Below are 12,324 nucleotides of genomic sequence, written 5' to 3'. Positions count from 1 at the left end.
GGCTCCTGGGTTGCAAAAAACGAGTGGGAAGTGCGGACTGTGCGTCACGACAAAGCGCCGGTCCTCCCCGCCCCTGTACGGAGCGGCCGAGGACCGGCGCATTGGCTCGCTACTTCGCGGCGGCAGCCTTGCCGAAGCGGGCCTCGAAGCGGGCCACGCGGCCACCGGTGTCGAGGATCTTCTGCTTGCCCGTGTAGAACGGGTGACACTCGGAGCAGACCTCGGCGCGGACGGTGCCGCTGGAGATCGTGCTGCGGGTGGTGAACGTCGCGCCACAGGTGCAGCTGACCTGGGTGTCGAAGTACTCGGGGTGGATTTCGCGCTTCAAGGTGACTCCTAGTTTCGGGAGGGCGCCGGGTCGCACGCGCGGATTGCGCATACGTGAACCGGGGCCGACGTACCAGTCTGCCAGCACTGGCCGCATCTCCCAAAACCGGGGACGGGCCGGAACTATTCCCCACCCGCCACCGGTCCCGCTACTGGCTCTGTACGACCTTGCCCGCGTCGCCCTTGTCGCCCGCCGAGTCCTTGGTCGCGGAAGCCGGCACGGGCTTGTCCCGGCGCAGAGCGTCCCAGACCTGCTTGGACTGGCGCTGGAGCGGCAGGACACGGTTGGGGTCGGCCGGGTCGTACTGCACGGGCAGCGTCACCATCTTCATGTCGCCGGCGCCGATGCCCTTGAGGCCGCCCGCGAAGCTCACCAGCTCATTGACCGAGGCGAGGTCGGAGTCGGTGGTGACGGTCTTGGTGGCGCTGTCGGCCAGGTCGTACAGCTTCTTGGGGCTCGTGAAGACGCCGACGTTCTTGACCTGGTTGATCAGTGCCTTCATGAAGGCCTGCTGGAGCTGGATGCGACCGAGGTCGCTGCCGTCGCCGACGCTCTTGCGGGTCCGTACGAGACCGAGCGACTTCTCGCCGTCGAGGGTGTGCGTGCCGGGCTTCAGGTGGAGGTGGCTCTTGTCGTCGTTGATGGACCGGTTCGTGGTGATCTCCACGCCGCCCAGGTCGTCTATGAGCTTCTTGAAGCCGGTGAAGTCGACCTCGACGTAGTGGTCCATACGGATGCCGGACATCTTCTCGACGGTCTTGACCGCGCAGGCCGGACCGCCCGCCTGGTACGCCGTGTTGAACATCTGGTGCTTTCCGCCGGGGACGCTCCCGCCGCCGCTGTCCGAGGCGCACGTGGGGCGGTCGATCAGGGTGTCGCGCGGTATCGAGACGACGCTGGCCTTCTTGTGGCCCTCGTACACGTGCATGACCATCGCCGTGTCGGAGCGGGCGCCGCCTTCGTCCTCGCCGTACTTGGCGTTGTCGCCCGAGCGGGAGTCGGAGCCGAGGACGAGGATGTCCAGGGAACCGTTGTCCACGTCGTCGGGGCGGTCGCTGCCGAGCTGGGTGTTGATGTCAACGCCCTTGAGATTGCCGTTGAGTTTGAAGTACACGAAACCGAGTCCGGTGCCGCCCAGCAGCACCACGCCCGCGGCGGCCCAGGCGGTGACGGCCAGCGCCTTGGGGCGAGCGCCGGGTTCGGGCTGCTTCCGGCGTTTGCCGGTGCCCCGTATTCGGCTGCTCCTGCTCTCCTGCTCGGTCATGTTCTCCCCAGCGCTCGTTGGTTCCGGTACCCCCTGCCGTGGTGATCAGGCACGGTTTGTCGGCACTTACGACACTTGTCAGACGACGGATCACCGTGAAGGGTTGCACAACGCCCTGTGGCCCCTGCTGGGGGCAGGGGCCACAGGGCGCGGATGAGTGGCCCGGACGAGAGGGACCAAAGTCCCGTCTCACCAGGGTTTTCAGCCGAAGATGTTGTACTGCTGCCAGCCGGTTCCGATCTTGACGCGTGTGGCGAAGATCTCCGACGAGGCCTTGCCGGTGCCCGGGTAGAGGTAGAGCGTGCCGCCGGGCGTACGGGCCAGGTAGTCGGCCTTGCCGTCACCGGTGACGTCGCCGGCCGCGTCGAAGGCGTTGTAGCCGCTCCACGTACGCACCTTGAGCTTGGACGCGAAGGCGCCGGCGCCGGCCTTGCCGGTCCCCTTGTAGAGGAACATCTCGGACGTGCCGGCCTTGCGCGCGATCAGGTCGGCCTTGCCGTCGCCGGTGAAGTCACCGTTTCCGCGCACCGAGTTGAACTGGTTCCAGCCGCTGCCGACCTTGACGCGGGGCGAGAAGGTGCCGTTGCCCTTGCCCGGGTAGATCCACAGGACGCCCGCGGAGTCGACGGACAGCAGGTCGGGCAGGGCGTCGCCGGTGACGTCACCGGGGAAGACGATCTGCTTCCTGGAGCTCCAGCCGGACGCGATCTTCGTCTCGGCCCACTGCTCGGTGGACGGCACGAAGTGCTGCCACCAGACGTCACCGGACTTGGTCCGGAAGACGATGTCCTCGTAGTCGTCCCGGTTGAGGTCGGTCTGGAGGATCACATTGGTGTTGCTGTAGTTGCCGGCCGAGACGCGCGTGGCGAACGAGGTGCCCTTGGACGCGTAGTAGTACAGCGTGCCGTCGGACGCGCTGCGGCGGGCCAGCACGTCGGACCGGTGGTCGTTGGTGAGGTTGGCGTCGTCGACGCGCGGGACGACGGAGCCGGCGTACGAGCTGACCTTGGCGTAGACGCTGTACGCGCCCTTCTCCACGCAGTCCTCGATGCCCCACGAGACCACGCCGACGATCTTTCCGCCGACGACCAGGGGGCCGCCCGAGTCGCCGTTGCAGGCGGTCGTCGTGCCGTCGTCCTGGCCGCTCGCGGGCTTGCCCGCGCAGACCATGTGGCCCTTGATGAACTCGCCGCCGAGCTGCCAATTGGCGCACGTGGCGTCGGAGTTGATCGGCAGGCTCGCCTTCTTCAGGGTCGGCGAGATGTCGTTGCTGGTGGAGGTCGTGCGGCCCCAGCCGTAGACCGTGGCGGTGGTCCCCGGCTTGTACGACGTGGTGTCGTCCGACTTCGTGATGTTGATCGGCTTGGCCTTGACCGGGTAGTCCAGGGTCAGGACCGCGATGTCGTTGTCGAGCGTGTAGTCGCTGTACTTCGGGTGGTTCCACTGCCGCCAGACACCGCTCATGGCGCCGCCGTGGTTCGGGTCGGTCGCCAGGGTCTCGGTGCCGGTGACGACGACTCCGTTGCTCTTCCAGTCCACACCCTTGACGCAGTGCGCCGCGGTGAGGATCTTCGTCGGCGCGATGACTGCGCCGCCGCAGAAGAAGGAGTTGGCGCCGTCCTCGTAGAAGAGCTGCGCCATCCACGGGGCCGAGGTGATGCTGGTTTCCGTACCGCCGATGACCTTGGGGTCGATCGTGGCGCCCGCCGAGAACTTGGCGCCCTTGGGCGGCTCCTCGGCCGTCTTGGCCGCGGCCGCGAGGCGCGCTGCCAGCTCGGCCTGGGAGGGCGAGCTGACGGCCGGCTTGATCGTGGGCTTGGGCAGCGGCTCCGCGGCACTGGCCGGGGCCATCAGCATCGCACCGGCCACGGCGGCTGCGATCGCGGCGGCCGCGGCCGGCACTGCTATGCGCACGCGGCGGCGATGCGTGCCGCCCTGCTTGCCTGAGATCACTCGGGACTCCTGATTCAGATGTCGATGAGGCGCCCCAAATGGATCCCCCCACCTGTGGCCGACCGATCGTACGACCGACTCCCGTACACCAACAGTCACTTGTGACCAACTCGTGAACACAACTTGGCAACATCTCCCCGCGGGAGACGTTTAGGGCCGGGCGCAGCAAAGCCGCCCCGCCACTTTCGTGACGGGGCGGCTCAGTTGGCGCGGCCGGCGCGCTGGGCGCTACTGCGGTCAGTCGCTGCCGTTGCCCGAGGGAGTCGTCTTCGCGATCTGCATCAGGAACTCGGCGTTCGACTTCGTCTGCTTCATCTTGTCCAGCAGAAGCTCGATCGCCTGCTGCGAGTCGAGTGCGTGCAGCACCCGGCGCAGCTTCCAGACGATGGCGAGCTCTTCCGCGTTGAGGAGGATCTCCTCCTTACGGGTGCCGGACGGGTCGACGTCCACAGCCGGGAAGATGCGCTTGTCGGCGAGCTTCCGGTCGAGCTTGAGCTCCATGTTGCCGGTGCCCTTGAACTCCTCGAAGATCACCTCGTCCATGCGCGAGCCGGTCTCGACGAGTGCGGTGGCCAGGATGGTCAGCGAGCCGCCGTCCTCGATGTTGCGCGCCGCACCGAAGAAGCGCTTCGGCGGATAGAGCGCGGTCGAGTCGACACCACCGGACAGGATTCGTCCGGACGCGGGAGCCGCGAGGTTGTACGCACGGCCCAGACGGGTGATCGAGTCCAGCAGGACGACCACGTCGTGACCCAGCTCGACGAGACGCTTCGCGCGCTCGATGGCCAGCTCGGCGACGGTGGTGTGGTCCTCGGCCGGGCGGTCGAAGGTCGAGGAGATGACCTCGCCCTTCACCGACCGCTGCATGTCGGTGACCTCTTCAGGACGCTCGTCGACGAGGACGACCATCAGGTGGCACTCGGGGTTGTTGACGGTGATCGCGTTCGCGATCGCCTGCATGATCATGGTCTTACCGGTCTTCGGCGGGGCCACGATCAGGCCACGCTGGCCCTTGCCGATCGGCGCGACGAGGTCGACGATCCGGGTCGTCAGGACGCCCGGGTCGGTCTCCAGACGCAGACGGTCCTGCGGGTACAGCGGCGTCAGCTTCTGGAACTCCGGGCGTCCGCGGCCGGATTCGGCCGCCATGCCGTTCGCCGAGTCGAGGCGTACGAGCGCGTTGAACTTCTCGCGGCGCTCGCCGTCCTTGGGCTGGCGGACGGCGCCGGTGACGTGGTCACCCTTGCGCAGGCCGTTCTTGCGGACCTGGGCCAGCGATACGTACACGTCGTTCGGGCCCGGCAGGTAGCCGGAGGTCCGGATGAACGCGTAGTTGTCGAGGATGTCCAGGATGCCCGCGACGGGGATCAGGACGTCGTCGTCGGAGACCGGCGGCGCGTCGCTGCCGAACTCCTCGCGGCCACGACGGCCACGGCGGTCGCGGTAGCGGCCGCGGCGGCCACGGCGGCCACCCTCGAAGTCGTCGTCGTCCTGGGGACCGGCGTTCTGGGGGCCACCCTGGCCGCCCTGACGCTGCTGGCGCTGGCCGGCCTGGTCGTCGCCCTTGCCGCGGTCACGGCGGTCACCGCGGTCGCCACGGTCCTGGCGGTCGCCGCGCGCGCCGTCACCACGGTCACCGCGGTCACCACGCTCGCCACGGTCACGCTGGCCGCGCTCGCGGCGGTCGCCGCGCTGACCGCGCTCCTGGCGGTCACCCCGGCGGCCCTCGGCACCCTCTTGAGCAGGCGCGCTGACGGCGGCCTCGGCCTTGGCCTCGGGCTGCGCGTCGGTCCGTGCCTCTGTCTTGACGTCGCCCTTGGGCTCGGCCTTCACCTCGGTGGCGACAGCCGTCTCGGGGCTGCCCGCCTGGGCGGTGGCACGACGCCGGCGGCGCTCGCCGACCGGCTGGTCGTCGCTGGCCGGCTGGCCGGGGATGTCGATCTGCTGCTGGGCTACAGCCTTTTCAGCAGCGGGCGCGGCGGCCGGGGCCGCAGCGGTCTCGTCGCCCGTACGCGCCTTGGAGGTCGCGCGGCGCTTCGGCTTGGTCTCGGCAGCGGAGCCGGCCGTCTCGGCGCTCTTCGCCGGGGACGAGCCTCCGGCCTGCGCTTCCTTGATGACCTCGATCAGCTGGCTCTTGCGCATACGCGCGGTGCCCCTGATCCCGAGGCCGGACGCGACCTGCTGCAGCTCGGCCAGGACCATGCCCTCGAGGCCGGTGCCGGAGCGGCGGCGCCGTGCGGCACTACCAGTGGCAGCACCTGCGGCGGGCGCGGTGTTGTCGACATTCTTGTCGGCAGTCACGCCCATCAGATCGGTGGTGTCGCTCACGAAGGGTCCTTCCCTGGAGCGGACGTCGGCCTGTCTGGCTCGGCGACCGGTTGTGCTGTCCGACTGCGGTCTTGGTAAACCGTGCCGGGGCGGTGGTCCGCCGGGGTACGGCGGAAAGAAAATGTGCAACGTGCTGGGGGTCCGGCTCTTGCAATGCCGGTTCCGGAGCGTGCTCGAAACTGCTCAGGCAGGCTGCTCAGGCAGTTGGGGAGGCTCCCGGAAGAATGGTGGTCCCGAACGGGGACACGATGCACCGCGCCACGAGGACGCCGGGTGCAGACTTGAGATTAACACTACCGGATCCAACAAATATTCCCCCTCTCGTTCACCGGCAATCGTGTGTCACTGCGCTCCGAGCGGCAGGACACTCGCTCCGGCGGCGTCGAGAGCCAGCCGGTTGGCCGCCCACCCCTCGCCCGCCAGTCGCGCGACCTTGTCGGCCGCACTGTCCTCGACCAGCGCGAGCACCGTGGGGCCCGCGCCGGAGATGACCGCGGGGACGCCGTCCGCGCGCAGTCGGTTGACCAGGGCCAGGCTCTCCGGCATCGCCGGGGCGCGGTAGTCCTGGTGGAGTCGGTCCTCGGTCGCCGCGAGCAGCAGCTCGGGACGCCTGGTCAGGGCTTCTACGAGCAGGGCGGCGCGGCCCGCGTTGGCGGCGGCGTCCACATGGGGGACGGTGCGCGGCAGCAGGCCGCGGGCGGTCTCGGTGAGCACCGGCTTTCCGGGGACGAAGACCACCGGAACGATGGAACTCGCGGGGTCCATCCTGATCGCCCTGGCCGCTCCCCCGTCGGTCCAGGCGAGCGTGAAGCCGCCGAGCAGGCAGGCGGCGACGTTGTCGGGGTGGCCCTCGATCTCGGTCGCCAGCTCCAGCAGCGCGGCGTCGTCGAGCCGCGCGTCGCCGCCTATGGTCACGGCGCGCGCGGCGACGATGCCGGCGCAGATGGCGGCGGAGGAGGAGCCGAGGCCGCGACCGTGCGGGATGCGGTTGGCGCAGACGACCTCGAGGCCGCGCGGCTGTCCGCCGAGCAGGTCGAAGGCGGTACGGAGCGACCGTACGAGCAGGTGACTCTCGTCGCGGGGCAGCGTCTCGGCGCCCTCACCTGCGATGTCGACGTGCAGCCCGGAGTCCGCGACCCGGACGACGACATCGTCGTACAGCCCCAGCGACAGGCCCAGGGCATCGAAGCCGGGACCAAGATTTGCGCTGGTGGCGGGGACGCGCACCCTTACGGCGGCGGCGCGGAACGCGGGACCGGCCATCGCTCGACGACTCTCCTTGTGGGACTGCGAGATTTGCGGGAAGCGGGGAATGCGGGAAGTACGAACACCCGAAGGCCATGACGGCAACAGCACCGCGGCATATGCGGCGGGGCGGGTTCAGTACAGCTTATCGAAGGAAGGTTCTGTGACGACATAGGGCGCACAGGAGGCGCACGATGCGTGTCGCGAGCCGTCCTGTGCGCCTATGTCTGGTCTTACGGGGCCTTACGGGGCTTTACGCCGCCTGCCGGCCCCCGCCGGGCGCCCTACGCGAGGCCGAGGCGCTCCGCGGCCGTCGCGGCGTCCACCGGCACCGTGACGGGCTGCGGCGCTCCGGCCACCGCCCAGTCCGGGTCCTTGAGGCCGTTTCCGGTCACCGTGCAGACGATCTTCTGCCCCGGGTCGACCTTGCCCTCGTCGGCGGCCTTGAGCAGACCGGCGACGCTGGCTGCCGACGCCGGCTCGACGAAGACGCCCTCCTGGGAGGCCAACAGCCGGTAGGCGGACAGAATCTGACGGTCGGTCACTTCATCGATGAGGCCGCCCGACTCGTCGCGCGCGGCGAGGGCGTACTGCCAGGAAGCGGGGTTGCCAATGCGAATCGCGGTGGCGACGGTGTGCGGGTCCTTGACGACCTCGCCGCGCACGATCGGCGCCGAGCCGGAGGCCTGGAAGCCCCACATTCGCGGGCTGTGCGTGGAGATCTTGTCCGCCGCGTATTCGCGGTAGCCGCGCCAGTACGCCGTGATGTTTCCGGCGTTGCCCACGGGAAGCACGTGAATGTCCGGGGCGTCGCCGAGCCGGTCGACGATCTCGAAGGCTGCCGTCTTCTGCCCCTCAATGCGAACGGGGTTGACCGAATTGACCAGCGCCACGGGGTAGTTGTCCGACAGGCTGCGGGCCAGCGTCAGGCAGTCGTCGAAGTTGCCGTCGACCTGGAGGATCTTGGCGCCGTGCACGAGCGCCTGGCCCATCTTCCCGAGTGCGATCTTGCCCTGCGGCACGAGGACGGCGCAGACCATTCCGGCGCGTACGGCATAGGCGGCGGCCGAGGCCGACGTATTGCCGGTGGAGGCGCAGATGACGGCCTTCGCGCCCTCCTCCTTGGCACGGGTGATCGCCATCGTCATGCCGCGGTCCTTGAAGGAGCCGGTCGGGTTGGCGCCCTCGACCTTGAGGTACACCTCGCAGCCCGTGCGCTCGGAGAGGACCTGCGCCAGTACGAGCGGCGTGCCACCCTCGCCGAGCGTGACGACGGGCGTCGTCTCCGTCACCGGAAGACGGTCCCGGTACTCCTCGATGATGCCCCGCCACTGGTGGGTGCCGATGCTGGTCATGGGTCCTTACTCCCCTTCAACACGCATGATGCTGGCGACACCGCGCACGGTGTCGAGCTTGCGCAGCGCCTCGACGGTCCCCGAAAGGGCGGCGTCGGGCGCGCGGTGGGTGACGACGACGAGGGATGCCTCGCCGCCTCCGTCCTGCCGGCTCTGCTGGCGCACGGTGTCGATGGAGACACCGTGCTCGGCGAAGACCGTCGCGACCTGGGCGAGAACACCCGGTTTGTCGGCCACATCAAGGCTGATGTGGTACCGCGTGACGACCTCGCCCATGGAGCTGACAGGAAGCTGGGTGTACGCCGACTCGCCGGGCCCGGTGGTCTCCGCGACCAGGTTCCGGCAGACGGCCACGAGGTCGCCGAGCACGGCGGACGCGGTCGGAGCGCCGCCGGCGCCCGGACCGTAGAACATGATTTGCCCGGCCGCCTCGGCCTCGATGAAGACCGCGTTGTACGCCTCGCGGACCGAGGCCAGCGGGTGGGTCAGCGGGATCATCGCCGGGTGGACGCGCGCGGTGACGGACTTGCCGTCGGCGGCGCGCTCGCAGATGGCGAGCAGCTTGACGGTGCAGCCCATGCGCTTCGCGGAAGCGATGTCGGCGGCGGTGACCTCGGTCAGCCCTTCCCGGTGTACGTCGCCGATCCGCACCCGGGTGTGGAAGGCGATCCCGGCCAGGATGGCGGCCTTGGCGGCGGCGTCGAAGCCCTCGACGTCGGCGGTGGGGTCGGCCTCGGCGTACCCGAGGGCGGTGGCCTCGTCGAGCGCCTCGGAGTAACCGGCTCCGCTCGTGTCCATCTTGTCGAGGATGAAGTTGGTCGTGCCGTTGACGATGCCGAGCACCCGGTTGACCTTGTCGCCGGCGAGCGACTCGCGCAGCGGCCGTACGAGCGGGATGGCGCCGGCGACGGCGGCCTCGTAGTACAGATCCCGCCCGTGCTCCTCGGCGGCGGCGTGCAGGGCCGCGCCGTCCTCCGCGAGCAGTGCCTTGTTCGCGGAGACGACGGAGGCGCCGTGCTCGAACGCGGTGGTGATGAGGGCACGGGCCGGCTCGATGCCGCCGATGACCTCGATGACGACGTCGATGTCGCCCCGTTTGACCAGGGCGGTCGCGTCCGTCGTGATCAGCGCGGGGTCGATGCCCTCACGGACCTTGGAGGGGCGCCGCACCGCGACCCCGGCGAGCTCGACCGGGGCTCCGATGCGCGCGGCGAGGTCGTCGGCGTGCGTCGTCATGATGCGCGCCACCTCTGAGCCGACCACACCACAGCCCAGCAGCGCCACCTTCAGCGGACGCGTACGCATCATTCGACCTACGCCTTTCATTCAGCACAGCGTTTCTTGCTTGAGTGTGAACCAGTCTCACTCACCGGACGGGAGTTTCTGTCCCCGGTCCAGATTGCGAGACATCTATTTCATCAGCCGACATCGAGACGCAGGAGATCTTCCTCCGTCTCGCGTCGGACGATCACGCGCGCCTGTCCATCATCGACGGCTACGACGGGCGGGCGCAGCGAGTGGTTGTAGTTGCTGGCCATCGAGCGGCAGTAAGCGCCGGTGGCGGGCACGGCAATGAGATCACCGGGCGCGAGATCGGCGGGCAGGAAAGCGTCCCGCACCACGATGTCGCCACTTTCACAGTGCTTGCCGACGACGCGCACGAGCATCGGATCGGCGTCCGAGGTCCGCGACACCAGCGCCACGCTGTACTCGGCGTCGTAGAGGGCGGTGCGGATGTTGTCGGACATGCCACCGTCCACACTCACGTACGTACGCAGTCCCTCCAGCGGCTTGATGGTGCCGACCTCGTAGAGGGTGAAGGCGGTCGGCCCGACGATGGCGCGCCCGGGCTCGACGGAGATGCGCGGGGTGGCCAGCCCGTGGGCCTCGCACTCCCTGCTGACGATCTCGTTGAGCGCCTTGGCGATCTGGTGCGGCTCGCCGGGGTCGTCCTCGGAGGTGTACGCGATGCCGAGGCCGCCGCCGAGGTCGATCTCGGGCAGCTCGACACCGTGCTCGTCGCGTACTTCGGCGAGCAGCTGCACGACACGGCGCGCGGACACTTCGAAACCGGCCATGTCGAAGATCTGCGACCCGATGTGGGAGTGAATGCCGATGAGCTCGAGCCCGTCGAGCCGCAGGGCCCGCCGTACCGCTTCGGCCGCCTGCCCGTCCGCGAGCCCGATCCCGAACTTCTGGTCCTCGTGGGCGGTGGCGATGAACTCGTGCGTATGGGCTTCGACCCCGACGGTCACGCGAATCTGCACGCGCTGGCGCTTGCCCATGCTCTGCGCGATGTGCGCGACGCGGACGATCTCCTGGAAGGAGTCGAGGACGATCCGGCCGACCCCGAGGCGTACAGCCCTCTCGATCTCCTCGACCGACTTGTTGTTGCCGTGGAAAGCGATGCGCTCGGCGGGCATTCCGGCGTCGAGGGCGGTGGTCAGCTCACCACCGGAACAGACGTCGAGGTTGAGCCCCTCCTCCTGGAGCCAGCGGACGACGGCCCGCGAGAGGAAGGCCTTCCCGGCGTAGAACACGTCGGCGTCCGGCCCGAAGGCGTCGGCCCAGGCCCGGCAGCGGGCGCGGAAGTCGCTCTCGTCGAGGAAGTAGGCGGGCGTGCCGAACTCCTCGGCGAGGCGGCTGACTTCGATACCACCGACGGAGACGACACCATCGTCATTACGCCGGACGGTCCTGGCCCAGACCTTCTCGTCGAGGACGTTGAGGTCGGCGGCCGGGGCGGTGTAGTGGCCCTCGGGGTAGACGTCGGCGTGACGGGGCCCGGCGGGGTGTGCGGAACGGCTCATGGGTCTTCTGTCTCTCTCACAGATGTTCGGGGGCGCTGATGCCGAGCAAGGACAGGCCGCCGGCGAGCACCGTTCCGGTGGCCTCGGCGAGGGCCAGCCGGGAACGGTGGGCGACCGAGGGTTTCTCGTCGCCGAGGGGCAGGACGGGGTGGGTGTCGTGGAAGCGGAAGAAGCCCTCCGCCACCATGTCCAGGTGCCGCGCGAGCCGGTCGGGGGCCTGGTGGCGGGCGGCGGCTTCGAGGACGGCGGGGTGGTCGGAGAGGAGACGCACGAGCGGACCGGCCTCCCCCTCCTCAGCCTCTCCCTCTCCTTGGAACCCGAGCGCGGCGGCATTCCGTACCAGGGCGCGGGTGCGGGCGTGGGCGTACCGCACGCGGAAGAGGGGGTTGGTCTCGCGCTGCACGAGGAGGCCGTCGGGGGTAGCGGTCGCGGTGGGCCACAGGAGGCTCCACACGGCGGCATCCCGCCCGAGGCGCGCGACGAGCGCGGAGAGGTCGTACGCCTCCCCGGTCTCCGTGCGTACGACTGTCGCGCCCTGGGCGTGGACGAGCCGGGCGACGGCGTCGGCGAGGGGCCCGTTGCCGACTCGGACGACGTCGGTGGCGAGGGCGCGGCCATGCCCGTACGCGGGCCCCTGGGCGAGGACGGTACGTACGACGGAAGCGTGCGTGTCCTGCGCGAGGGTGAAATTCAGGAATCCGGGCCCGGTGACCTCGACGTCGGCGATCGCCCCGTCCCCCAGAAGCAGCCCGCGCAGGATCTCGGCGACCTCGCGGGCGGGGCGGCCGGCGGGTCCGGCGAGCTTGAGGGCGACGTTGCTGGCGTAATCGCCACGGCCGCCGGGCCGCGGCCGCTCGACGACGGCGCGCTCCGGCACCGGCGCCCGCAGCACGTCCTCGTCCACGGCGCGACGCACGGCGCGCAGCACGGTACGGGAGAGCTCTGCGGGGGTCACGGGACAAGCGTATGGGAGGAGGGGGGTCGCAACGCGAACCGGTTTCGCCATCCGGTCACCGCCGGCCCCGCCGATGCACCGCCGGG

At 69.5% G+C, this 12,324-nt stretch carries 9 protein-coding genes; all 9 read right to left on the bottom strand.

Annotated features, from left to right (window positions below; translation table 11 throughout):
* Window positions 1–109: 109 nt before the first annotated feature.
* Complete coding sequence (rpmE, locus tag AC1P0E_RS23415) at window positions 110–328, bottom strand: 50S ribosomal protein L31 (RefSeq protein ID WP_482744094.1); 219 nt, start codon at window positions 326–328, stop codon at window positions 110–112.
* Between the two features lie 148 nt (window positions 329–476).
* On the bottom strand, window positions 477–1,592 hold the full coding sequence (locus tag AC1P0E_RS23410) for an LCP family protein (protein ID WP_482744093.1): 1,116 nt from the start codon (window positions 1,590–1,592) through the stop codon (window positions 477–479).
* Window positions 1,593–1,793: 201 nt separating this feature from the next.
* Window positions 1,794–3,542, bottom strand: a complete 1,749-nt coding sequence (locus AC1P0E_RS23405) for a trypsin-like serine protease (RefSeq protein WP_482745874.1) — start codon at window positions 3,540–3,542, stop codon at window positions 1,794–1,796.
* A 240-nt stretch (window positions 3,543–3,782) separates the two neighbouring features.
* Entirely contained in the window at window positions 3,783–5,873 is a 2,091-nt protein-coding gene (gene rho / locus AC1P0E_RS23400; protein ID WP_482744092.1) for a transcription termination factor Rho, read from the bottom strand.
* 342 nt (window positions 5,874–6,215) lie between these two features.
* A complete protein-coding gene (gene thrB / locus AC1P0E_RS23395) occupies window positions 6,216–7,136 on the bottom strand; it encodes a homoserine kinase (RefSeq protein WP_482744091.1) in 921 nt (306 codons plus the stop codon).
* Window positions 7,137–7,402: 266 nt separating this feature from the next.
* Entirely contained in the window at window positions 7,403–8,473 is a 1,071-nt protein-coding gene (gene thrC / locus AC1P0E_RS23390; protein WP_482744090.1) for a threonine synthase, read from the bottom strand.
* Window positions 8,474–8,479: 6 nt separating this feature from the next.
* Complete coding sequence (locus tag AC1P0E_RS23385) at window positions 8,480–9,781, bottom strand: homoserine dehydrogenase (RefSeq protein WP_482744089.1); 1,302 nt, start codon at window positions 9,779–9,781, stop codon at window positions 8,480–8,482.
* 110 nt (window positions 9,782–9,891) lie between these two features.
* The gene (gene lysA / locus AC1P0E_RS23380) at window positions 9,892–11,283 is read right to left on the bottom strand and encodes a diaminopimelate decarboxylase (protein WP_482744088.1); all 1,392 of its coding nucleotides are present in this window, start codon (window positions 11,281–11,283) and stop codon (window positions 9,892–9,894) included.
* Window positions 11,284–11,299: 16 nt separating this feature from the next.
* The gene (gene nrtL / locus AC1P0E_RS23375; RefSeq protein ID WP_482744087.1) at window positions 11,300–12,238 is read right to left on the bottom strand and encodes an ArgS-related anticodon-binding protein NrtL; all 939 of its coding nucleotides are present in this window, start codon (window positions 12,236–12,238) and stop codon (window positions 11,300–11,302) included.
* Window positions 12,239–12,324: the final 86 nt, after the last annotated feature.

It is taken from the genome of Streptomyces sp. TRD_SC_5, from assembly GCF_056836825.1.
This window is presented reverse-complemented; position numbering and strand designations above follow the sequence as displayed.